Here is a 23,210-nt window from a genome sequence, read left to right as displayed (position 1 = left end):
GGCGACAAGGTTGCCGCGGTTGGCCAGCTCAAGCTGCAGTCGGGCGCCGCGGTCGAGATCTCGAAGGATCCGCTGCCGCCGATTCCGGATAAGCCGCCGCTGAACTGATTTCCGAGCCGGGACCGCCAGGGGGCGGTCCCGCATCGATCGAACGTCTCGCGGCCATGCTCCAACCTGGAGCGGCCGTCAACGGAGCGCCTGCAATGGCATTCACGGACATCTTCATCAAACGGCCGGTATTGTCGGTCGTCGTCAGCCTGCTAATCCTGCTGATCGGCCTGGCTGCGGCCTATAACCTGCCGATCCGGCAGTATCCGAAGCTGTCCAACACCGTGATCACGGTCACCACGGCCTATCCGGGCGCTTCGCCGGAATTGATGCAGGGCTTTATCACCACGCCGATCGAGCAGGCGGTCGCGTCGGCCGAGGGTGTCGACTACATCACCTCGTCCTCGACGCAGAGCCAGAGCCAGATCAAGGTCTATGTCAAATTGAACTTCGATCCGAACGCGGCGCTCACCGAGGTGCTGGCGAAGGTCAATTCGGTGAAGTACCTGATACCGAAGGAGGCCAATGATCCGGTGATCCTGAAGGCCACCGGCCAGACCACGGCGGTGATGTATATCGGCTTCTCGAGCGACGAACTGTCAGGCTCGGCGATCTCCGATTACCTGACGCGCGTAGTGCAGCCGATTCTTTCGACGGTGGACGGCGTGGCCTCGGCTGACATCCTGGGCGGCCAGACCTTCGCCATGCGTGTCTGGCTCGATCCGGTGAAGATGGCCGGCCGCAACGTCACGACCACCGAGGTGTCGGCGGCGATCGCTGCCAACAACTTCCAGGCCGCCGCCGGGCGAACCAAAGGCTACTACACGATCTCGAACGTCTCGACCAACACCGACCTGCAAAGCGTCGAGCAGTTCAAGCGCATGACCGTGAAGGCCAAGGACGGCGGCTTTGTGCGGATGGAAGACATCGCGCAGGTGGTGGAACTCGCCGCCCAAAGCACGGATGCAAGCGTCGCCTTCAGTGGCCAGCATGCAATCTTCATCGGCGTGCAGGCGACGCCGCAGGGCAACCCGCTGAATATCGTTACCGGTGTGCGTGCGCTGTTTCCCGATATCGAGCGGAATCTGCCGCCGTCACTGAAGATGAAAGTCGCTTACGATTCGACGAAATTCATCACATCGTCGATCCACGAAGTGGAAAAGACGCTGATCGAGGCGGTCGTCATCGTCATCGTGGTGATCTTCCTGTTCCTCGCCTCTCTGCGCTCGGTCATCATTCCGGTGGTGACGATCCCGCTGTCGCTGATCGGCGTGTGCAGCCTTATGATGGCGGCCGGATTCAGCATCAACCTGCTGACACTGCTGGCGATGGTGCTGGCTATCGGCCTCGTGGTCGATGATGCCATCGTGGTGGTGGAGAACATCCACCGCCATCTCGAGGAGGGCAAGACGCCGGTTCAGGCGTCGTTGCAAGGCGCGCGCGAAATTGTCGGCCCGGTGATCTCGATGACGATCACGCTGGCCGCGGTGTATGCGCCGATCGGATTCCTCGGTGGCCTCACCGGCGCATTGTTCCGGGAATTCGCCTTCACGCTGGCGGGGGCGGTCATCGTCTCCGGCGTGATCGCGCTGACGCTGTCTCCGATGATGTGCTCCGTGCTGCTCAAGCACGGCGGGCAAGGCTGGTTCGCCACCAGGGTCGACAAGATCTTTACCGCGGTCACCCACTGGTACGGCCGCCGGCTCGATCGTTCGCTCGACTATCGGCCGATCACGGCGTTGTTCGCGGTGACGATCCTCGGCCTCGTTGGCTTCCTCTACATGCACACCTCAAAGGAACTGGCTCCGGAAGAGGATCAGGGCATCGTGTTCGCGGTGCTCAAGGGACCGCAATACGCCAACATCGACTATATGGATTTTTACGGCGACAAGCTCGACAAGGTGTTCGCGAGCTTCCCGGAGACCGACCTGCGCTTCATGATCAACGGCACAGCGGGCATCAACAACGGCATCGCCGGCATGCTGCTGAAGCCGTGGGATGAGCGTAAGCGCTCGTCGATCGTGCTGAAGCCTCTGGTGCAGGCCGGCGTCAGCAAGGTCGAGGGCGTCAACGCCTTCGCCTTCAACCTGCCGCCGCTGCCGGGTGGTCCGGGCGGTTTGCCTGTGCAGATGGTGGTCTACTCCACGGCCGGCTTCCAGGCTGTCTATGAGGAGATGAATAAGCTGAAGGAGGCCGCGCGCAAGAGCGGACTGTTCATTGTCACCGACAGTGATCTTGAGTTCAACCAGCCGGTGGTGCGCGTCGCCATCGACCGGACCAAGGCGAACGACCTTGGCGTCACCATGCAGCAGATCGGCGCGACGCTGGCGACGCTGCTCGGCGGCAACTACGTGAACCGCTTCAACCTTCAGGGACGTTCCTATCAGGTGATCCCGCAGGTACCGCGTGGCCTGCGCCTGTCGCCGGAATCGCTCGATGGCTACTACGTGCCGAGCGTCAGCGGCCAGCAGATTCCGCTATCGACGCTGGTGACGATCAAGACCGAAACCGATCCCAATGCGCTGACGCACTACAACCAGCTCAATGCGGCGACCTTCCAGGCCGTGCCGATGCCGGGTGTCACGGTCGGCCAGGCGGTGGACTTCCTCGAGCAGCAGGCGAAAAATCTGCCGAAGGGCTTCAGCCACGATTATCTCGCCGACGCACGCCAATATGTAACGGAAGGCAATCAGCTCGCGATCGCTTTCGGCTTCGCGCTCATCATCATTTTCCTGGTGCTCGCGGCGCAGTTTGAAAGCCTGCGTGATCCGCTCGTCATCATGATCAGCGTGCCGATGGCGATCTCGGGTGCGCTGATCCCGCTGTTCTTCGGGGTTGCGACCATCAACATCTATACCCAGGTGGGCCTGCTGACGCTGATCGGCCTCATCAGCAAGCACGGCATCTTGATGGTCGAATTCGCAAACGAACTACAGCTCAACGAGCGCCTCGACAAGCGCGCGGCGATCGAGATGGCGGCACGGGTCAGACTGCGCCCGATCCTGATGACGACTGCCGCGATGGTCACCGGCCTGCTGCCGCTGCTGACGGCATCGGGCGCGGGAGCGGCGAGCCGGTTCTCGATCGGTCTGGTCGTCGTGTCGGGCATGTTGATCGGAACGATGTTCACCCTGTTTGTGCTTCCAGCCGTCTACGTGGCGATTGCGACCGATCACCTGGCCGGCCTTGGATCGGAGCGCAACAAGCAGATTGCCGAATTCGACGCGGGCCCGAAGGTGTTGCGGCCGACATAGCGGTCGCGACGGCGTATCGGCGGCGGGGGCATCGAACCGGAATCGCGATATTGGATCGCAGCTCCCGGCGACGGTCCGGGCCGCTTGCATGCGTGCTTCGCTTTGCTCTTCCCAATGTTGCCGCGTCGGAGCGGGCGTCGGCAGGTTTTCCCGAGGGGTCGCCTACGAGTCCGCGCCATCACAGGCAGGTTTGCGCCGCCGAGTGGCGATACTTAAATAACAACGGTAGCGTTCGGCGAGGCCGTGCGATTTTGGTTCGGAGAGTCGGGTGGCGGCGGTCAAAGCCGATGTTCTGATGCTGGGTTCGGGAATTGTCGGCGTTTCCGCCGCCCTGCATCTCCAGAAAAGAGGGCGGGATGTCATTCTTGTCGACCGTCGTGAGGGCGCGGGCGAGGAGACGAGTTACGGGAATGCCGGCCTGATCGAATGCGCGTCGGTGTTCCCTTACGTGTTTCCCTACGATCTGCGCCAGGTCCTGCGTTATGCGCTGAACCGGTCCGCGGAAGCGCATTATCGTTTTCGCGATCTGCCGGCGTTTTTGCCGTGGCTCATCCGGTACGCTCTCGCATCTTCACCGGAGCGCGCGTTGCGCAGCGCGATGGCCGCTTTGCCGCTGATCAGCCGCAGTCTCGTCGAGCACGAAGCGCTGATCGCCGAGGCGGGTGTGCCGCACCTGTTACGCAGGACAGGATGGATCAAGCTGTTCCGGTCGAATGCGACGCTCGACAAAGGCGTCGCCGATCTCGACCGCGCTCGCCGGTATGGGGTCGAAGCCGACGTTCTCAATAGTCATGAAATCGCTGCGCGCGAGCCCAATCTGTCGGGAACGTTCACCGGCGCCATTCACTGGCCGGCGCCGGGCTTTGTTCCGGATCCCGGCGCGCTGACGAAAGCCTATGCGGCGTTATTCGTGCGTCGCGGTGGCCGTTTCATCGAGGCCGACGCGCGGACGCTGACGCAGCGTGAGGCGGCGTGGCGTGTCGACGGCCCGAATGGAGCGTTGGCCGCGCGGGAAGCCGTGATCGCCCTGGGACCATGGTCGGATGACGTCTTCCGTCCTCTCGGCTACGACATGCCGCTCGGCATCAAGCGCGGGTATCACCTGCATCTGGCGCCGCGCGGCAACGCGGTGCTCAACCATCCCGTTCTCGATTCGGATCGCGGCTATCTGCTGGCCCCGATGAATCGCGGCATTCGCCTGACGACCGGCGCCGAATTCGCCCGCCGCGATGCGCCGCCGTCGCCTGTGCAGATCGAGCGCACGCTTCCCGTCGCGCGCGAACTGTTTCCGCTGGGCCGGGCGATCGATGCCGCGCCGTGGATGGGACGACGCCCGTGCATGCCCGATATGCTGCCGGTGATCGGAAAGGCGGCCCGCCATGCCGGATTGTGGTTCGACTTCGGACATCAGCATCACGGCCTCACGCTGGGCCCGGTGACGGGCCGCTTGCTGGCGGAAATGATGACGGGCGAGGAGCCGCTGGCCGATCCAAGACCTTTCGCTCCGGGGCGCTTTGGCTGAACTTCTGTTGCAACTTGCGTGGTGTCATGATCGCTTGCGCCGCAGGTGTTCTCGTGGCGATACTGTTCGCGCAGCGAGGCCGATACAGGAGCATGGCATGAAAGTGAATATCGAGATCGAGTGTACGCCGGCTGAGGCCCGCCAGTTTATGGGGCTTCCCGACGTTCAGCCGATGCAGAACGCCATGATGGACAAACTCCAGCAGAAAATGGCGGAGAACATCGACAAGTTTTCGCCGGAAACGATCCTGCAGAACTGGTTTACCTTCGATCCGAAGATGGCGGAGCGCTTTCAGGACATGTTCGCCAGCATGTCGGGTCTCGGAGCCGGAACAAAAGGCAAAAAGTAGACATCGTGAGCCGGGCATCCTTTGCGCACTGGCTTCGCCGATCGGCCTCCGCCTGCTTGATGTCGCTGACGCACCTCATATTATGACGTCGGACTGAGAAGGACACGTCGTGCCGCCCGATCCCCACGTCACCGTTTATGCCGGCTTTCTGATCGGCCTCGTTTTCGGCGTGGTGGGGCTGCTGAGCGGGTTCTGCCTGATGAGCAGCTTGCGCGGATATTGGGGGCAGGGCGACGGACGGTTGCTCCGGACCTACGCGCTGGCGATGGGCGTTGCGGTCGCCGCCACACAGTTGCTCGCCGGCGAGGGGTTTGTCGATCTGGGAAAATCGATCTATCTGCAGCCGTCGTTCTCGGCGGCCCTGATGTTCGCGGGCGGAATCATTTTCGGTTACGGCATGGTGCTGTCGAACGGCTGCGGATCGCGCGCGCTGATTCTGCTGGGGCGCGGCAATCTGCGCTCGCTGGTGGTGGTGATCGTTCTCGGTATCGTCGCGCAGATGACCTTGAAGGGCCTGATCGCGCCGGCGCGCATCGCCATGCTGCAAGCCAGCCAATCCGCCCCGAATTTCATCTCGCTGCCGGCGCTGGCGGGAACGCTCGGCCTCGGTGAAACCTTCGGGCGTGCGCTGGCGGGGGCAATCGTCAGCGGCGCGCTGACGATTTTCGCGTTCTCGCATGCGGCATTCCGACGTTCCGCAGGCCAGATCGCGGCGGGCCTCATCATCGGTCTCCTGGTTGCTGGCGGATGGTACGCGACCGGATATTTCGGCGCCGACGATTTCAATCCGGTTCCGGTCACCTCCATCACCTTCGTCGCTCCGGTCGCCGATACTGTGCAATACGTGATGCTGTCGACCGGGCTGACGATGAATTTCGGCATCGCGCTGGTGCCGGGAGTCGTGCTCGGAAGTTTTGTCACCGCACTGCTGACACGCCGTTTTCATCTCGAGGCCTACAACTCGCCGCGGCACATGCTGCGTTCGGTCACCGGCGCGGCGTTCATGGGTTCGGGCGGGGCGATGGCCTATGGATGTTCGGTGGGACAGGGCCTGACCGGTGTTTCGACGCTGGCGCTGGCGTCGTTTGTGGCAATCACCGGAATCGTCGCGGGCGCTGCAATCGGTTTGCGCGGACCGCTTCGCGTCGACGGACCCGCATCTTCGCGGGATTCGGCTTCACCGGCGCGCTAGAGCGTTTTCGAGCGAAGTGGAAAGGTTCTAGAACACGCAGTCAGCAACTCGGCTCTATGCCGCCCATGACGGATCGGTTTGTTTCCGTCAAAATGCAAGCCGCTCTAAAGCCCTTCCGCTTCCGACGCGCGCGTTACGATGCGGATTTCCGAGGTCAGCGTCCGGTGAACCGGACATTTGTCGGCGATGTCCATCAGTCTCCCACGTTGCTCCTGATCGAGCGCTCCATCCATCGCGATCTCGCGTTCGATCTGGTCGATCATGCCGGTTTTGGTTTCGCACTCGGCGCAGTCCTCTGCATGTATTCTGCTATGCCGAAGCGTCACGTCGACGCGATCGAGCGGCAGCGCCTTGCGGTCGGCATACAATCGCAGCGTCATAGACGTGCAGGCCCCGAGCGCTGCAAGCAGGAAATCGTACGGACCGGGTCCGGTATCGTCGCCTCCGGCGGTGCTTGGTTCGTCGGCGATCAACCGGTGTGGACCGACGGTCACGATCTGCTGGAATTTGCTGCGGCGGGTTTCTCGAACGACGACGCTGCGCGGGCCTGCGTCGTCGACGGCGCCGGTCGGCGCTGCCTCGAGATAGCGTTGCACCCAGGAGGCGATCACGTCGGCGACATAATCGGCGTCGCTTTTCCGGCTCAACAGATGGTCGGCTCCCGAAAGCGATATGAAACTCTTCGGATGCTTTGCAGCAACGAAAATGCGGGTGGCGTTGTCGATTCCGACAATGTCGTCGGTCGGCGAATGCAGGATCAATAGCGCCTTCCGCAACTCTGCAATCTGCCCCATCAGGTTGTGCTCGGCGATATCATCGAGAAATTCCCGTTTGATATGAAACGGGCGGCCGGCGAGGGAGACTTCGACCGAGCCCTGCGTGCGGATGTCTGCGACGCGATCGGCGAACAGGTGCGTGACGTGGGCCGGATCGGAGGGCGCTGCGATCGTCGCCACAGCTTTCGCTTCGGGAATCCGGGCCGCGGCTGCGAGAACGGCGGCGCCGCCGAGGCTATGGCCGATCAGGATGGCCGGCGCCCTGCGGGTCCGGCGCAGATGATCGGCCGCCAGAACGATATCGGCGACGTTGGAGGAAAACGTGCTGTTGGCGAATTCCCCTTCGCTGGCGCCAAGACCGGTGTAATCGAATCGCAGGACCGCTATTCCACGCGCCGTCAGTCCCGCAGCGATGCGCCTTGCCGCGAGCACGTCCTTGCCGCAGGTGAAGCAATGCGCGAACAGCGCGTAGGCTGCCGGTTCGCGGTCGGGAAGATCCAGCGCGGCTGCAAGCTCGGAACCGTCCGACCCGGAAAACTGCAAACGCTCGTTCGGCATGTCTGGCCTCCCTGAACTCATGCGGGTCGCGGCGCGAGATGCCGCGCGGCCGGCAACGTCAACTTTTTCCGAACAGCAGCGGGAGCTGGCGTGGGCCGCGCAAGCTTCCTTCAGACCATGTCGTCGGGCGAGACGGATCAAGCCGGAAATCCGGAATGCGCTTCAGCCACTCCTCGATCGCAACGAGCATCTCCATGCGGGCCAGATGGGAGCCGACGCAGCGGTGAATGCCGACGCCAAAAGCGATGTGACGGTTGTCCTTGCGGTCAATGATGACCTTGTCGGCGTCTGGAAAGACTGTCGGATCGCGATTGGCGGCCGGAAATGCCAGCAGCACCATGTTGCCCGGCTTCACCGGGCAGCCGCTGACGGTGGTTTCCTTCATGACCTCGCGGCCCGACGATGCCGGCGAAAAGGCACGCAGAAATTCCTCGATCGCGGTCGGAAGAAGCTCAGGCTCCGCGATCAGACGCGCGCGGTCCGCCGGCGTCTTCGCCAGATGCCAGAGCGAGGAACCGATCGCGCTCCACGTGGTGTCGATGCTGGCGACCAGCAGCAACCGCAACGCTCCCTGCACATGCATGTCCGTCAGCGGCTGTCCCTCCTCGGTCCGCGCATTCATCAATGTCGAGATCAGGTCGTCGGTCGGATGCTTCTTTCGCGCCTCGATGTGGCCGGTGAAATAAGCCATCATTTCCTGGACCGCCTTCATCACCACGGCGTCGTCGTGAAGGCCCAGTTCAAGGATCTCGTGAATCCATTTGATGAAAAGGTCACCGTCCGTTTCCGGAATACCGAACATGTTGGTGACGGCACGGATCGGCACGTATTTCGTGTAACGCGCCGCGGCGTCGCAGCCCTCGTCATTGATGAAGCTGTCGATCAGCTCGTTGCAGATTGCGCGAACGCGCGGCTCCAGCTTTTTCACCTCCTCCGGCATGAAAAGCGGCAGCAGGATCTGCTTGGCGCGCTTGTGCTCGGGCGGGTCCGATGTGATGGGTGGCGCGGGCGGCGGCGGCTCGGGGCGAACGCTGCGCACCACCACGCGGCGCGACGAGAAATGGTCGGTGTCGTAGCAAATTTCCTTCACCGCCTCATAGGTGGTGGGAAGGTAGACGCCGAGAAAGCGGTTGGTGTGGGCGACGGGACATTTGACGCGCAGTTCGTCCCAGATCGGGTATGGATTTTCGGTCCAGGTCGGGTCGGTATGGTCGAAATCGTGAACCCAGTCGGTAACGGGTGCAGGGTTGGACATCGAATTCCTCCAGGCAATCGCCGCCGTCTACGCCTGACCGACGGCGCTTAAAAATTGCTAAAATCCGATTTCATTCTTCGACAATCGCGATCGCGATTTCCGGACAATTGGCCTGCGCGAGCCACGCCTTGTCCTCAAGCCCGGCCGGGACGGTGCCGTCGCCGATCTCGCGGGCGTAGCCCCATTCGTCGAGTTCGAAAAGTTCGGGCGCCAGCGACTTGCATCGTGCGTTCCCTTGGCATTTGTCCGAATCGACGCGAATTCTGAGGGTGCCAGAGCTGGACATGAAGGGTCGTCCTCTGAGATGACTGCGATTGATCGGCCTTGATGAGGATAGCCGCTCCGTCAGTACAGTGCCACTGCCGGCTGGGTTATGCATGCGTTTATACAGAGATCATCCGGACATAGTCGGAGACGTTCGGTGGTCGGTGCAATGCCGCCTTGCCGCGCATGCCAGGCCGGAAGCTCGATCACCGCGTATTTGCTTTCTCAACGAGGAAATCGGACGTCGATCGAACGCGGTTCAGACTCTGCTGGTGGATGTGAGTCATCGTCCGGTAACTGCGCTCGAACATTCGACCCGGTGTTAACAGCCGGGGCTATAGCTCCCGCATGAAATCGAGTTGCCCGCTCGTGAGTGCGCAGCAATTGTGCCTCGTCTCTGCAAGTGTGCCATGCGCGCCGCCGACCGCGCCGTGACGGATCTACTGGCGCGCAACCGCCAGGACTTAGCCAGCCCGCGAGACGCTCGGAGCCGTGTTTGACTTTGGCCTCGAATGCCCACAAGCATCAGTATTATTAACAACAAATGCGAGAATATTGCGCTTATCATGTATGAATACGTGTCTTGTGGCATCGTAGTCCGGCAGCATGCACGGCGGTCGATCCAGCGGCCACGAGCCGCGGAAATCGTTCGGCGTTTGCCTGGAGGGGACCGTTCATCTTTTGTGCATCGTCGACTGCTGTTTCTTGCGTCGCAGCAAGAAAATTGCGACTGAAGGGCCCGGAGTTTCAGGAGCACGCGATGTCCAGTCAGATCATGCCGTTACCTCGTGCAGGTCAGCCGGAATCTGACGCCGCTGCACTCGATGCTCGGCTGCGCGATGATATTCGGCTGCTCGGGCGCATTCTCGGCGATACCGTGCGCGATCAGGAAGGGGAAGCCGTGTTCGATCTGGTCGAACGCATCCGCCAGACCTCGATCCGCTTTCACCGCGATGACGACAAGCCGGCGCGGCGGGAGTTGGAGGCCATCCTCGACGGCATGTCGGCCGATGAGACCGTGCTCGTCGTCCGTGCCTTCAGCTATTTCTCGCATCTCGCCAATATCGCCGAAGATCAGAACAACATCCGCCAGATGCGCAGCCAGACCCTCGTGGACGGTGTGCAGCACGAGGGCAGGCTGGCTTACACGCTCGCTCGCGCGCATTTGGCGGGTTTCAGCGGCGCCGAGTTGCGGGTTTTCTTCGACAACGCCCTGGTGAGTCCCGTGCTGACCGCGCACCCGACAGAGGTTCGCCGCAAGAGCGCGATCGACCGCGAGATGGAAGTTGCTGCTGTGCTTGATCGGCGCGATCGGATGCAGCTTACCCCGGAGGAATTCGAGGCCAGCGAGGAACAATTGCGCCGCGCCGTTTTGACATTGTGGCATACCAATCTGTTGCGGCGGACAAAACTTACGGTACTCGACGAGGTCGCCAACGGGCTGTCGTTCTACGACTATACTTTCCTGCGCGAAGTGCCGCGATTGCATTGCGTGCTGGAAGACCGCCTGCAGGATGGCGATGGCGGCATCTCGCACGAGATGGCCTCGTTCCTGCGGATCGGAAGCTGGATCGGCGGCGACCGCGACGGCAATCCGTTTGTGACTGCAGACGTCCTGCGCGGCACCCTGCGGATGCAGGCCTCGCGGATCCTGCGCCACTACCTCGACGAACTGCACGAACTCGGCCGCGAACTGTCGCTGGCGGCCGATCTCACAAATGTCTCGCCGGAATTGCGCACTCTCGCCGAACGATCGGCCGACACCTCGCCGCATCGCCGCGGCGAGCCCTACCGCCTCGCGGTATCAGGCATTTATGCGCGGCTATCGGCCACGGCCGTTAAGCTGAAGGCGGACACGCTGCGCCCGCGATACGGCAATTCGCCGCCTTATGAGAGCGTCGCCGAATTCAGCGCCGACCTCGATGTTCTCCATCGCTCGCTGACTCAGAACAAGTCGGAGGTGATCGCGCGGGGACGGCTGCGCCATCTGCGCCGCGCTGCCGACTGCTTCGGTTTTCACCTTGCCTGTCTCGACCTGCGGCAGAACTCCACCGTTCACGAGCGTACCATCGCCGAACTGCTTGGCGCCGCGACGCCGGACACCTCCTATCTGGACCTGGACGAGGAGGCGCGGATCGTCGTGCTGTTGCGGGAACTGCGCAGCACGCGACCGTTGACATCGCCCTTCATCACATACAGCGAGGAGACACGGGGCGAACTCGCGGTGTTTCATGCCGCGGCGGAGGCGCACGAGATGTTTGGTCCCGCCGCGATTCCTCAATGCATCGTCTCGATGAGCGAGGGCGTTTCCGACCTGCTCGAGGTTGCATTGCTGCTGAAGGAAGCCGATCTTATCGACCCCAGCGGCCACAGTGCCATCAACATCGTGCCGCTGTTCGAGACCATCGACGACTTGCAGGCCTGCGCCGGCATCATGGACCGCCTGTTGTCGCTTCCGGAATACCGGGCGCTGGTGGACAGTCGCGGAAGCCTGCAGGAGGTGATGCTCGGCTATTCCGACAGCAACAAGGACGGCGGCTTCGTCACGTCGGGATGGGAGCTTTACAAGGCCGAGATCGGCCTCGTCGAGGTGTTCGAGCGCCACCATGTGCGGTTGCGCTTGTTTCACGGCCGGGGCGGCTCGGTCGGGCGCGGCGGCGGCCCGAGCTACGACGCCATCCTTGCCCAGCCGGGCGGCGCGGTAAACGGCCAGATCAGGATCACCGAACAGGGCGAAATCATCTCCAGCAAATATTCCAACGCCGAGGTCGGCCGCAGCAATCTGGAGATCCTCGCCGCCGCGACGCTGGAGGCAAGCCTGTTGCAGCCGCGGCAGAGCGCGCCGAGCCTTGAATATCTCGATGCCATGGAGTCGCTCTCGTCGCGCGCCTTCGCGGCCTACCGTAATCTTGTTTACGAGACGCCGGGCTTCGAGGACTATTTCTGGGCCTCCACCGTCATCAACGAGATCTCGACGTTGAATATTGGCAGCCGGCCGGCCTCGCGCAAAAAGACGCGGCGGATCGAGGACCTCCGGGCAATCCCGTGGGTGTTCAGTTGGGCGCAATGTCGGCTGATGCTGCCGGGCTGGTACGGGTTCGGCAGCGCCGTTGAATCCTGGATAGCGGATCATCCCGACAAGGGTATGGCGTTTTTGCAGGAACTCTATGGCGAGTGGCCGTTCTTCCGCATGTTGCTTTCCAACATGGATATGGTGCTCGCGAAAAGCTCGATCGCGATCGCGTCGCGCTATGCCGATCTGGTCCCCGACGCAACGTTGCGCGCGACCATCTTCGGGCGCATTCGCCGCGAGTGGCATCTCACCATCGACATGCTGCTTATCATCATGGGGCAGGAGCGGCTGCTCGCCGGCAATCCGCTGCTTGAACGTTCGATTCGCAACCGCTTTCCCTATCTCGATCCGCTTAATCATGTGCAGGTCGAATTGTTGAAAGACCATCGCGCGCAGAAAGGCGACGAGCAGGTGCTGCGCGGCATCCAACTCACCATCAACGGAATTTCCGCGGGCCTGCGCAATAGCGGTTAGGATACGATCGCTCCGTCTCGCGAGGGTTCGCCAATGTCCGATCATTCGACCCTGGCTTCGCTCGCCGCCGATCTCGCGGCGGGGCGCACCTCGGCACGTAAGCTCGTCGACGAGTGCCTTGCGAAAATCGCCGACAGAGCGGGCGAGGGCGCCCGTGTGTTCATTCATGTCGATGCGGAGGGCGCGATGGCCGCCGCCGAGGCCATGGACAGACTGCGCACGGCCAATGCCGCGCCGTCGCCTTTCGCCGGCATTCCGGTTTCGATCAAGGACCTGTTCGACATCAAGGGACAGGTATCGCGCGCCGGCTCCCGCGCGCTCGACGACAGGCCTCCGGCAGCGAAGGATGCGGCGGTCGTGGCGCGTCTGCGCCGCGCCGGCTTCGTGGTGATCGGGCGCACCAACATGACGGAATTCGCCTATTCGGGACTCGGCATCAATCCGCATTACGGCACGCCGAAAAATCCCTGGCGGCGCGACGTCGGCCACGTGCCGGGCGGATCGTCGTCGGGCGCGGCGGTCTCGATCACCGATGGCATGGCGCACGGTGCGCTCGGCACCGACACCGGCGGCTCGTGCCGCATTCCGGCGGCCTATTGCGGCATCGTGGGCTACAAGCCGACCGCGCGCCGGATACCGCTCGACGGCGGCATTCCGCTGTCGGTCACGCTGGACAGCTACGGGCCGATCGCGCGTTCGGTCGGTTGCTGCGCGGTAATGGACGCGGTGCTGGCGGACGAAGCGATTGTGCCGGTTGCGCCGCGTCCGGCAAAGGGCCTGCGTCTCGCGGTGCCGACAACGGTGATGCTGGACGACCTGGACAGCGCGGTGGCACGCGCCTTCGAGCGTGCGCTGGACCGGCTTGCCGGCGCGGGCGCCGTGATCGAACGCATGGCCGTCCCCGAATTCGCCGACATTGCATCGCTGAATGTCGGCGGCGGGTTCTCGGCGGCGGAAAGCTGGGCCTGGCACCGCGCGCTGATCGCAAGGAAAGGGCAGCTCTACGATCCCCGCGTCATCAGCCGCATCCGGCGCGGCGAAAGCCTCAGCGCCGCCGATTATGTCGATCTGCTCGCCATGCGCCGCGCGATCATCGCGGGCTTCGAGCACCGCGTCGCGTCGTATGATGCGCTGGTCGCGCCGACGGTGGCGATGACGCCGCCGGTGATCGCCGATCTCGCCGGCGATGCGGCCTACACGAGAGCCAACATGCTGTCACTGCGCAACTGCGCGCTGATCAACACTGTCGATGGCTGCGCGATTTCGCTGCCGTGTCATCGCGAGGGCGACGCGCCGGCGGGCCTGATGTTGGCCGCGGCCGGCGGCTCGGATCGCCGGATTTTTGAACTCGCGGCGAGTATCGAGTCAATTATTCGCACTTAGAGCCTGTTTGAGAAGTTTGCTTTTCCGGTGTCCCGGGCGCGCTGCGGCACGAAGTGACGCTGCGCAGACCCGGGATCGTTGCAGATAACCTCGCAAAAGACCCCGGCTCAGCAGCGCACCGTTTCACGCTGCGCTGCGTCGGTGGAACGGCCGGGAGATGCCCGGTGACTTTCCAAACAGACTCAGAGGACCTCCCGCCAGCCTCGCGGGGTGCGTATCGGGGCAAAAGCGGGACGCGGTCCCGTTCGTGATCCGGAACCATTGCCAGCGTCGGAGGTTAGTAGGAGTTCCCACATTTGCACAGCGGGGAGGCGCGATGAGGGGCATCGGTCAGGACGGCATGCGACGCATTCTTTGCGTTTTTCCTCGCTACACGTCGTCGTTCGGCACGTTCGAGCATGCCTATCCCCTGACCGCGGGCGTGCAGGCCTTCATGCCGCCGCAGGGGTTGCTGTTGATTGCCGCCTATCTGCCCGCCGACTGGAAAGTCCGCTTCATCGACGAGAACATTCGCGCAGCCACAGACGAGGATTTCGAATGGGCCGAAGCCGTTCTCGTCAGCGGCATGCACATCCAGCGCCAGCAGATGAACGATATCTGCCGCCGCGCTCACGCCTTTGACCTGCCGGTCGCGATCGGCGGCCCGTCGGTCAGCGCCTGTCCCGACTATTACCCATCATTCGACTACCTTCACGTCGGCGAACTCGGCGATGCCACGGACGAATTGATCCGACGTCTGGCGCGCGATCCATCGCGGCCGGATCACCAGGTCGTGCTCAAGACCGTGGATCGGCTGGCCATGGACAAGTTTCCGATCCCCGCCTACGAGCTCGCCGATATCAAACATTATTTCCTGGGAAGCATCCAGTATTCCAGCGGCTGCCCGTACCAGTGCGAGTTCTGCGACATTCCGGTTCTTTACGGCCGCAATCCGCGCCTCAAAACTCCCGGACAGATCACGCGCGAGCTCGACAAGCTGCTGGAATGTGGCATCAGCGGCTCGGTCTATTTCGTCGACGACAATTTCATCGGCAATCGCAAGGCCGCGCTGGACCTTTTGCCGCACCTGATCGCGTGGCAAAAGAGGACCGGCTTTGTCCTGCGCTTCTCCTGCGAGGCGACGCTCAATATCGCCAAGCGCCCGGAGATTTTGTCGCAAATGCGCGAGGCGTTCTTCGCGACCATCTTCTGCGGCATCGAGACTCCGGATCCGGTGGCGCTGAAGGCGATGCACAAGGATCACAACATGATGGTTCCCATCATGGAAGCGATCAAGACGCTGAACGATTACGGCATGGAAGTGGTGTCAGGAATTATCCTCGGGCTCGATACCGACAAGCCCGAGACCGGGCGGCATCTGCTCGACTTCATCGATCAATCGCAGATCCCGCTCCTGACGATCAATCTCCTGCAGGCGCTGCCGAAGACGCCGCTGTGGGATCGTCTCCAGCGCGAGAATCGACTGATCGAGGATGAGAACCGCGATTCCAACGTCGATTTCCGCCTGCCCTACGACCACGTCGTGGGAACGTGGCGCGACTGCATGGGCCGTGCCTATCAACCCGAGAAAGTTCTGGAACGCTACGAGTACCAGATCCGCGAAACCTATCCGAAGCGGATTCAACCGCGGACGCCTCAGCAGCGGTCGTGGCGCAATATCAAGCTCGGCCTGACCATGCTGCGAAACGTCTTCTGGAGGGTCGGCGTGCGCGGCGACTACAAGCGTGCATTCTGGAAATTCGCGCTGCGCCGGCTGGCACGCGGCGAGATCGAGTATCTCCTCAGTTCGATCCTCGTGGCCCATCACCTCATCGTGTTCGCGCGCTCCGCCTCGCGCGGCAAAACCAACGCCTCCTATTATTCGCTGAAGTTGCAGGAAGCCTCTGTTCCCGCGGAATAGACGGGAAATCACGGAGGCCGGGCCAGTCATGGAGGCAGCCGGCGGGAGGGCCAGTGCGGCGATTGCTCTTGCTTGTAGTCCACTCGGGAAACCGCTAAACCTTGCGCCGGAAATTTATGCGTGCGGTCAATGATTAAAGCGCGAGCAGCCCGCCGGATTTCGGGTTCGCTCCAAATGTCACATTCACTTCACTAGACCGTCACGACGGGGACAGCGCATGCTCGAGCGAAATCCGGATGCTGCCGATACGGTCGCTCCGACCGGCCGCTCGTCCAGCATCGCCTTCGGACTCGAACGGGTCGGCCTGATCGCGGGACGCGCGCCGATTCTGTCCTGCATCATCCTGCTGGCTTTGGTCGTCGGCGCGTTGTTCGGAATCCACCGAATCAAGATCGACGATTCGCTCAGCCAGTTGTTCCGCTCCGACACCAAGGAGTATCATCAGTACGAGGAAGTGACCAAGCGCTTCCCGTCGACCGAGTTCGACGTGCTGGTCGTGGTCGAGGGCAAGACGCTGCTCAAGCGCGACAACCTTGAAAAGCTGCGCGATATGGTCACCGACCTGCAACTGGTCGATGGCGTGCGCGGTCTGATCTCGTTGTTCTCGGCGCGTCAGGCGCCCGAACCCGGCAAGCTGCCGGCGGCGCTGTTTCCGTCCGAATTGCCGCAGGGAGCGGACTACGACAAGTTCATCGAGACCGTGAAATCCAATGAGATCATTCGCGGCAAGCTGCTGTCGGAGGACGGCACGCTCGCGCTGGTCGTGCTGTCGCTTGAGCCGTCGATCGTCAGCGACAGCAAGCTGAAAACGACGGTCGGCGAGATTCGCAAGGTCATGAACGATGATCTCGCTGGTACCGGGCTCACCAAGGAGCTTTCCGGCGTGCCGGTCATGCAGCTTGAGATCCGCAACGCCGTGGAACGCGACGGCATCATCTACAACGTCGCCGGCATTCTGGCGGGTTGTCTGATCGCCATCGTGTTTTTCCGCAAGGTATCCTTCATGGTCGTTGCGGCATTTCCGCCGCTGCTTGCGATCCTGCTGGCGCTGGGCGTGCTGGGCTGGGCCAATTTCAGCCTCAACATGTTCCTCAACGTGATGACGCCGCTCATCATGGTCATCAGTTTCTCCGATTCGATGCAGTTGACGTTCGCGGCGCGCGACCGCCTGATCGCCGGCGAAGACAAGTATTCCGCCTTCCGCAACGCCGTCCTCGTGGTCGGCCCGGCCTGCGTGCTGACCCACGCGACCGCGGGAATTTCCTTTATCGCGTTGCAGTTCTCGAACTCGGACCTGATCCGCAGCTTCGGGGAGGCCGGTTTGCTGGCGACGATCATCGCGCTGCTCGCCGTGCTGTTGCTGGTGCCGGTGTTCGGCGTTCTTCTGGTGCGCAACGAGCAGCGCTTCTCGGAAAAGTTCAAAACCGCGGATGCAGGCGTGCAGGCGCTGCGCCGCTTTTGCGCCTGGATCGCGGTACGGATGGTGGGGCGTCCCGGGCTCTTCAGCCTGCTTGCCCTGCTGGTGGTCGGCGGACTGGCTGTGGTCTACGCCAATCTGGAGCCGCGCTATCGGCTCGCGGATCAGGTTCCGGACAAGCAGCAGGCGGTGGCGGCGAGCGGCCGCCTCGACGCGAAACTCACCGGCGCCAACCCGATCGACGTCCTGATCGAATTTCCCAAGGGCGAAACGCTGTATTCGCCGCAGACGCTTGCCACCATCGCCGAGGTTCATAAGCTGGTCGAGGAGCAGGCCGGCGTCGGCAACGTCTGGTCGCTGGAAACCTTGCGCCGCTGGCTTGCGGAGAAAGCCCACACCGACGACGTGGCGACGCTCAAGGAATATGTCGACCTCCTTCCCAAGCATCTGGTGCGCCGCTTTATCTCTAAAGACCAGACGGCGGTCGTGGTGTCCGGCCGCGTGCCCGACCGCGATTCGAGCCAGATTCTGCCGGTTGTGGAAAAACTCGACCACGCCATGGACGCAGTCCGGAAGGCGCATCCCGGTTACGAGATCGCGGTCACCGGCCTGTCCGCCATCGCCGCGCGCAACAGCGCAAGCATGATCGAGAAGCTCAACCACGGTCTGACGATCGAGTTCGCGCTGGTCGCCGTGTTCATCGGGCTCGCGTTCCGATCGGTGGTCGTGATGTTCGCCTGCATCCTGCCGGGGATTTTCCCGGTCGTGCTGTCCGGGACGGTGCTGTGGGCGCTCGGGGAGGGGCTGCAATTCGCGAGCGTGGTGGCGCTCACGGTGTCATTCGGCCTCGGGCTCAGTGCGACCATTCACTTCCTCAATCGCCTGCGATCCGAGAGCAAGCCGGGCGTCAGTGCGGGGGAGGCGGTCGAGCGCGCGACGGTGCTGATGGGGCCGGCGCTGATCCTGACCACTGTTGTGCTGGCATGCGGCCTGGTGGTGACGGTGTTCTCCGATCTGCCGTCGTTGCGCCTGTTCGGCTGGCTCAGTGCCTTCGCCATGGTCGCAGCCCTGGTCGCGGACTTCCTGATCCTGCGCCCGACGGCGATGTGGCTGATCACCTTTGCGGAAAGGTTACGTCGCCGCCAGGCGAATCCGGCAAAATAAGCAGATCAGGCAGCGACATCGGCAACCGGAGACAGACCACCGGCGGCGCAGCCCGTTTGCGGGGCACCTCGCGCCGCGCGCTCTTTCCCTCGCGTCAGCCACGCGTCATGGTGATGGACACGTTCCTGATTTCGCCCTTCGAGGCGATCGAGACCGATTGCTTGTTGCCGCGGGTACGCAACGTCAGGTTGGCGGCAAAGCCCGCTGCTTCGACGAACACCTCAATCTCACCGTCGCTGGCGCGGCCGCGCACGGAGCCGAAGAGATTGCGGCTGGCTTCGCTCCAGGTCCCGGTAAGTTGGGAGCCTTCGCTGACCACGTCGCTGGAGAGATCGAACTGGTAGCTGTCGCTGGCACAACGCAGGTTCTGTTTCAGCGCCGTGCCTGTGACGTTCACCCTGTAGGACGCCCTGCAGCGAATATTTTCTTTCGATCCGTCAGATAGCGTCACCATGCCTTTGCCCGACCAGTTTCCTGCGAAGCCGGCAAACGGAGCATTCTGGGCGAAACTCGTCGAGGCGGATAGCGTGAGGCCGGCGATAACGCCGGCTGCAATCGTCGACTTCCGAATCAGCCTGGAGGCAAACAGTTTCATAGCGGGTTTCCATAAAAGGTGCTCAGGCGATGAAGTCTCGTGCCGCACCAAGCTCTTAGTGTTGTCTTGGCATGCAAGGGTTCAACCCCGATACATAGCTGATGGTCTCTTGGACTTCTGCAAGTGGCTGCCGCAGTTCCTTATTTCCAGATATGAATCCTCGCGAGAACCGAGGAGATGCGCCCCTGAAGAACAAACGTCATGGCGGATTCGCCGCACAATTATGCGTCGATTCGCTTGTTGTACTTTAGTCGATATATTTCAGCGTGTTAGATATAGTTATCTGAAAAACTGTGAAGCGGCCTGAGGCAACGCGAGACCGCTACAAATTTAGCCGCATTTCACCGTGCTTTTGAAACAGCGAATATGCTGGGTATCATCGGTGTATGTGCAGCCGATGGATGAAGCGGCCGCATGCGCTCTTGCGGTCTTGTCAGGTATGAGTATCGATACGGGCCGGCGACGCAGTCGCTCTCCGCCGTTTGCAAAGACAGTCCTCTGGGACGCGGCCAAGCGTGCCCAGGATCGAATTTTCTGCCGCTGTAATGAAGGAATACGATGTCCAAGATTTTTCTATCATTCGCTCTGCTTTTGACATTCGGTTCGACCGTAACGATGGCCCAGGTCCAGGGACAAACGCACAGCGGGACCGAAGAGGAACAGCGCGCTTGTTCTCGGGACGTCAGCCGTTTCTGCCGCAAGGTGATGGATCAGGGCGATTTCACCATCCTGGCCTGTCTGCAGGAGAACCGTGTGAAATTGACGAAGGCCTGCAACCAGGTCCTGCTGAACCACGGCCAGTAAATCGCTGCGCAAAGCAGTGAAACCCGTTATCCCGGCCGGCGGCGGTTTGCCGCCCTGGCAGCAGGTGAGTATTGGCTAAAAGGCGAAAGATAGCATTGGTTTAGCTCGCGGTTTCCCCTATATGGGGTGCGCGAGCAATCCCGCCTGTCCGGCATTCGGGAATGGCGGGAGACCCAATTGCGATCCAGATCAGCGTAGCCGATCCCGATGCCTACCGCGAACCAACTGCGATCCGGAAAGACCCACCGCGACGAGAATTTTCCGGTCGCGTCGTGGATCATTCACCCGCGTCACCGCGCGTTGATTCTCGCCTTCTATAATTTCGTCCGGACTGCGGACGACATTGCCGATCACGCCGAACTCGGCGAAAAGGACAAACTCGTCTGGCTCGATCTGTTCGAGAGCGAACTCCTGGGGCAGGGGGATACCCAGCCGGAAGCCGTCAATCTTCGGAATGCGCTTGCTCAACGATCGATGCCGCCGCGCCACGCGATCGATGTGCTGAGGGCGTTCCGGATGGATGTCACGAAGCTGCGCTACGAGACCTGGGATGACGTGATCGACTATTGCCGTTATTCGGCGATGCCGGTCGGACGGTTCATGCTCGACGTCCATGGCGAGAACACGTCGACCTGGGCCGCTTCCGATGCGCTGTGCGCCGGCCTGCAGATCAACAACCATCTTCAGGACTGCGCCAAGGACTACCGGAACCTCAACCGCGTCTATCTGCCGCGCGATGCGCTCGCCGCATCCGGCGCCTCGGTGGAGATGCTCGGCGGTGACAAGGCGACGCCTGCGCTTTTGCAATGCCTGCACGCCCTGGCCGCGCGGACCGAAGCGCTGCTCCATGAGGGTCGGCCGCTTGCGGCGGAGATCAGGGACATCCGGCTCGGGCTTGAAGTCGGCGTGATTCAGATGTTCGCCGACCGGATCGTCGCGCTCTTGAAAGTGCGCGATCCCTTGAGCGAGACGGTTCATCTGAAGCCGCTGCAACTGCTCGGCTACAGTGTCGCCGGCATCACCGTGGAGATGCTTCGGCGCTCGATGCGGCGTCGACCGATGTCGACCCCGGCGGCCGGCGCATGACGATCGAAACGGCAGCCGACGCAAGTTCCGGTGCGACTGCGTCCAGCAGTTCGTTCTACGCGGCGATGCGCATCCTGCCGCGCGCGCAACGCGAGGCGATGTTCCAGATCTACACGTTCTGCCGCTATGTCGACGACATCGCCGATTCCGATAGCCCGCGGCCGGAACGGCTGGCGGCGCTCCAGCAATGGCGCGACGACATCGACGCGCTCTATCGGGGACAGGCGCCGGAGCGGTTGCGCGACTATGCGGCCTCCGTCAGCGCATTCGGGCTGCGGCGCGAGGATTTTCTCGCCGTCATCGACGGCATGGAAATGGATGTGCTCGCGGATATCCGCGCACCCGACGAGGCCACGCTCGACCTGTATTGCGATCGGGTCGCGAGCGCGGTCGGCCGGCTGTCGGTTCGCGTGTTCGGATTGCCCGAGCAGGACGGTATCCTGCTCGGACACCATCTCGGCCGCGCGTTGCAGTTGACCAATATCCTGCGCGATGTCGATGAAGATGCGGCGCTGGGACGGCTGTACCTGCCGCGCCAGGGCCTGCTGCGCGCCGGCATCGACAGTTCCGATCCGGCCGCCGTGATTTCGCATCCGGCGCTGCCGGAGGTCTGTGCGCCGCTGGTGACGCGGGCGCAGGAGCATTTTGTCGAAGCGGACGAGATCATGAACCGCAACCCGCGCCGGGCCGTGCGCGCGCCCCGCATCATGTCGAGATATTATCACGCCATTCTGGAACTGCTGGAGCATCGCGGTTTTCAGCTCCCGCGCTCGCCGGTTCACCTGAGCCAGGCGGCGAAGATTGCCATCGTTCTCCGGTACGCGTTGATCTGATGCAAAGGACCGTTCACATCGTCGGCGCCGGCATTTCCGGTCTTTCCGCAGCCGTGCGTCTGGCTGACGCCGGCTGTCTGGTGCGGGTGCATGAGGCGGCGCAACAGGTTGGCGGGCGTTGCCGCTCCTATTTCGACGGCGCGACCAATCTCACGATCGATAACGGCAACCATCTGGTGCTGTCCGGCAATCACGGCGTGCTGGCCTATGCGCGCAGGATCGGCACCGAGGCCGGGCTGCAGGGGCCGCCGAAGGCTGAATTCGAGTTTGTCGATCTCGGCGCCAATAAGCGCTGGAAGCTGCGGATCAACGATGGACGCGTCCCGTTCTGGATTTTCGATGCCGACCGCAGGGTGCCCGACACGTCACCCGCCGATTACTTTGCGCTTGCGCCGCTGACCTGGGCTAATAGCCGCATCCGCGTCGGCGACGTCATCAAGTGCGAAGGCGTGCTTTACAAGCGGCTGGTGCTGCCGCTGCTGCTTGCGGCGCTCAATATCCATCCGCCGGACGGCGCGGCAGGTCTTGCCGGCGCGATCATTCGCGAAACCTTGCTGGCGGGCGGTCAGGCGTGCCGTCCGCTGATCGCGCGCGACGGCCTGAGCCGGGTACTGATCGAGCCGGCGGTGGATTACATTCGCGCCAAAGGCGGCAGTGTCGATGTCGGCCATGAAGTGCGGCAGTTCACCATGGCGAACGGTCAGGTCACCGCGCTCGCGCTTGGCGATCAGACCATCGCGCTCGCTCCTGACGACGCCGTCGTCATGGCGGTGCCGCCGCGGTCTGCGGCCGCGCTGCTGCCCGGCGTGAGCGTGCCGACGAAATTTCGCGCCATTGTCAACGCGCACTTCCGCTTTGTTCCGCCGACGCACCTTCCGCCGATGATCGGCGTCGTGAACGGCCTGATCGAGTGGTTGTTCGCGTTTCCGGACCGTCTCTCCATCACCATCAGCGGCGGCGACCGGCTGGTGGATATGCCGCGCGAGGAACTGGCGCGGGCCATCTGGAAGGACATCTGCGCGGTCGCCGGCATCGAAGCCGAGATGCCCGCCTGGCAGATCGTGCGCGAGCGCCGCGCCACCTTCGAGGCCTCGCCCGAGCAGAATGCCCTGCGTCCGGGGGCGCTGACGGAGTGGAAAAACCTGTTCCTCGCCGGTGACTGGACTGATACGGGGTTGCCCGCCACCATCGAGGGATCGGTCCGCTCCGGAAACCGCGCTGCCGATCACGTTCTGAAAAGCCATGGAATCTGAGACGTCAGCC

General features: G+C 62.6%; 16 protein-coding genes. 12 read left to right on the top strand and 4 right to left on the bottom strand.

Annotation, left to right across the window (positions count from 1 at the left end; translation table 11 throughout):
• Nucleotides 1-203 precede the first annotated feature (203 nt).
• The 4 genes from ACS3WA_RS09590 to ACS3WA_RS09575 all read left to right on the top strand — a co-directional run bounded on the left by ACS3WA_RS09590 (nt 204) and on the right by ACS3WA_RS09575 (nt 6,365).
• Nucleotides 204-3,302, top strand: coding sequence for a multidrug efflux RND transporter permease subunit (locus ACS3WA_RS09590; RefSeq protein ID WP_438278296.1), 3,099 nt, complete (start codon nt 204-206; stop codon nt 3,300-3,302).
• A gap of 268 nt (nt 3,303-3,570) precedes the next feature.
• Nucleotides 3,571-4,824: an NAD(P)/FAD-dependent oxidoreductase gene (locus ACS3WA_RS09585; protein WP_438278295.1), complete on the top strand. Its 1,254-nt coding sequence runs from the start codon at nt 3,571-3,573 to the stop codon at nt 4,822-4,824.
• Between the two features lie 97 nt (nt 4,825-4,921).
• The gene (locus ACS3WA_RS09580; RefSeq protein ID WP_438278294.1) at nt 4,922-5,173 is read left to right on the top strand and encodes a DUF6489 family protein; all 252 of its coding nucleotides are present in this window, start codon (nt 4,922-4,924) and stop codon (nt 5,171-5,173) included.
• Between the two features lie 109 nt (nt 5,174-5,282).
• Nucleotides 5,283-6,365: a YeeE/YedE family protein gene (locus ACS3WA_RS09575; protein WP_438278293.1), complete on the top strand. Its 1,083-nt coding sequence runs from the start codon at nt 5,283-5,285 to the stop codon at nt 6,363-6,365.
• A gap of 104 nt (nt 6,366-6,469) precedes the next feature.
• Here ACS3WA_RS09575 and ACS3WA_RS09570 read toward each other — a convergent pair whose 3' ends face one another.
• From ACS3WA_RS09570 to ACS3WA_RS09560, 3 genes are all read right to left on the bottom strand, one after another.
• The gene (locus ACS3WA_RS09570) at nt 6,470-7,699 is read right to left on the bottom strand and encodes a bifunctional alpha/beta hydrolase/OsmC family protein (RefSeq protein WP_438278292.1); all 1,230 of its coding nucleotides are present in this window, start codon (nt 7,697-7,699) and stop codon (nt 6,470-6,472) included.
• 58 nt (nt 7,700-7,757) lie between these two features.
• Entirely contained in the window at nt 7,758-8,954 is a 1,197-nt protein-coding gene (locus ACS3WA_RS09565) for a cytochrome P450 (protein WP_438278291.1), read from the bottom strand.
• Between the two features lie 70 nt (nt 8,955-9,024).
• On the bottom strand, nt 9,025-9,240 hold the full coding sequence (locus ACS3WA_RS09560) for a ferredoxin (RefSeq protein ID WP_438278290.1): 216 nt from the start codon (nt 9,238-9,240) through the stop codon (nt 9,025-9,027).
• Nucleotides 9,241-9,978: 738 nt separating this feature from the next.
• On the opposite strand from ACS3WA_RS09560, the gene ppc reads away from it, so the two are divergent.
• The 4 genes from ppc (at nt 9,979) to ACS3WA_RS09540 (ending at nt 18,629) form a co-directional block, all read left to right on the top strand.
• Nucleotides 9,979-12,765 carry a phosphoenolpyruvate carboxylase gene (gene ppc, locus ACS3WA_RS09555; protein ID WP_438278289.1) on the top strand — a complete coding sequence of 929 codons (2,787 nt, stop codon included), beginning with the start codon at nt 9,979-9,981 and terminating at the stop codon, nt 12,763-12,765.
• Between the two features lie 33 nt (nt 12,766-12,798).
• Nucleotides 12,799-14,148, top strand: a complete 1,350-nt coding sequence (locus ACS3WA_RS09550) for an amidase (protein WP_438278288.1) — start codon at nt 12,799-12,801, stop codon at nt 14,146-14,148.
• Nucleotides 14,149-14,464: 316 nt separating this feature from the next.
• Nucleotides 14,465-16,048: a B12-binding domain-containing radical SAM protein gene (locus ACS3WA_RS09545; protein ID WP_438278287.1), complete on the top strand. Its 1,584-nt coding sequence runs from the start codon at nt 14,465-14,467 to the stop codon at nt 16,046-16,048.
• A gap of 217 nt (nt 16,049-16,265) precedes the next feature.
• A complete protein-coding gene (locus tag ACS3WA_RS09540; RefSeq protein ID WP_438278286.1) occupies nt 16,266-18,629 on the top strand; it encodes an efflux RND transporter permease subunit in 2,364 nt (787 codons plus the stop codon).
• Nucleotides 18,630-18,723: 94 nt separating this feature from the next.
• On the opposite strand, the gene ACS3WA_RS09535 is transcribed toward ACS3WA_RS09540, so the two are convergent.
• Nucleotides 18,724-19,224, bottom strand: coding sequence for a hypothetical protein (locus ACS3WA_RS09535; RefSeq protein ID WP_438278285.1), 501 nt, complete (start codon nt 19,222-19,224; stop codon nt 18,724-18,726).
• Nucleotides 19,225-19,782: 558 nt separating this feature from the next.
• Here ACS3WA_RS09535 and ACS3WA_RS09530 point away from each other — a divergent pair.
• The 4 genes from ACS3WA_RS09530 (at nt 19,783) to hpnE (ending at nt 23,200) form a co-directional block, all read left to right on the top strand.
• On the top strand, nt 19,783-20,028 hold the full coding sequence (locus ACS3WA_RS09530; protein WP_438278284.1) for a cysteine rich repeat-containing protein: 246 nt from the start codon (nt 19,783-19,785) through the stop codon (nt 20,026-20,028).
• Nucleotides 20,029-20,235: 207 nt separating this feature from the next.
• Complete coding sequence (gene hpnC, locus ACS3WA_RS09525; RefSeq protein WP_438278283.1) at nt 20,236-21,114, top strand: squalene synthase HpnC; 879 nt, start codon at nt 20,236-20,238, stop codon at nt 21,112-21,114.
• Nucleotides 21,111-21,947 carry a presqualene diphosphate synthase HpnD gene (gene hpnD / locus ACS3WA_RS09520; protein WP_438278282.1) on the top strand — a complete coding sequence of 279 codons (837 nt, stop codon included), beginning with the start codon at nt 21,111-21,113 and terminating at the stop codon, nt 21,945-21,947. Before hpnC ends, hpnD begins: the two co-directional genes overlap by 4 nt.
• A complete protein-coding gene (hpnE, locus tag ACS3WA_RS09515; protein ID WP_438278281.1) occupies nt 21,947-23,200 on the top strand; it encodes a hydroxysqualene dehydroxylase HpnE in 1,254 nt (417 codons plus the stop codon). The genes hpnD and hpnE overlap by 1 nt, the downstream gene beginning before the upstream one ends.
• The last annotated feature ends 10 nt before the right edge of the window (nt 23,201-23,210 follow it).

It is taken from the genome of Nitrobacter sp. (assembly GCF_051535235.1).
Lineage (GTDB): Bacteria > Pseudomonadota > Alphaproteobacteria > Rhizobiales > Xanthobacteraceae > Nitrobacter.
Note: the sequence above shows the minus strand (reverse complement) of the source record. Positions and strands in the feature narration are given on the sequence as shown.

Bases quoted from the DNA above. Each gene is read 5' to 3' on its own strand.
- ACS3WA_RS09590 (WP_438278296.1), top strand. From the start codon at position 204: ATGGCATTCACGGACATCTTCATCAAACGGCCGGTATTGTCGGTCGTC.
- ACS3WA_RS09580 (WP_438278294.1), top strand. From the start codon at position 4,922: ATGAAAGTGAATATCGAGATCGAGTGTACGCCGGCTGAGGCCCGCCAG.
- ACS3WA_RS09570 (WP_438278292.1), bottom strand. From the start codon at position 7,699: ATGCCGAACGAGCGTTTGCAGTTTTCCGGGTCGGACGGTTCCGAGCTT.
- ACS3WA_RS09565 (WP_438278291.1), bottom strand. From the start codon at position 8,954: ATGTCCAACCCTGCACCCGTTACCGACTGGGTTCACGATTTCGACCAT.
- ACS3WA_RS09560 (WP_438278290.1), bottom strand. From the start codon at position 9,240: ATGTCCAGCTCTGGCACCCTCAGAATTCGCGTCGATTCGGACAAATGC.
- ppc (WP_438278289.1), top strand. From the start codon at position 9,979: ATGTCCAGTCAGATCATGCCGTTACCTCGTGCAGGTCAGCCGGAATCT.
- ACS3WA_RS09550 (WP_438278288.1), top strand. From the start codon at position 12,799: ATGTCCGATCATTCGACCCTGGCTTCGCTCGCCGCCGATCTCGCGGCG.
- ACS3WA_RS09545 (WP_438278287.1), top strand. From the start codon at position 14,465: ATGAGGGGCATCGGTCAGGACGGCATGCGACGCATTCTTTGCGTTTTT.
- ACS3WA_RS09540 (WP_438278286.1), top strand. From the start codon at position 16,266: ATGCTCGAGCGAAATCCGGATGCTGCCGATACGGTCGCTCCGACCGGC.
- ACS3WA_RS09535 (WP_438278285.1), bottom strand. From the start codon at position 19,224: ATGAAACTGTTTGCCTCCAGGCTGATTCGGAAGTCGACGATTGCAGCC.
- ACS3WA_RS09530 (WP_438278284.1), top strand. From the start codon at position 19,783: ATGTCCAAGATTTTTCTATCATTCGCTCTGCTTTTGACATTCGGTTCG.
- hpnC (WP_438278283.1), top strand. From the start codon at position 20,236: ATGCCTACCGCGAACCAACTGCGATCCGGAAAGACCCACCGCGACGAG.
- hpnD (WP_438278282.1), top strand. From the start codon at position 21,111: ATGACGATCGAAACGGCAGCCGACGCAAGTTCCGGTGCGACTGCGTCC.
- hpnE (WP_438278281.1), top strand. From the start codon at position 21,947: ATGCAAAGGACCGTTCACATCGTCGGCGCCGGCATTTCCGGTCTTTCC.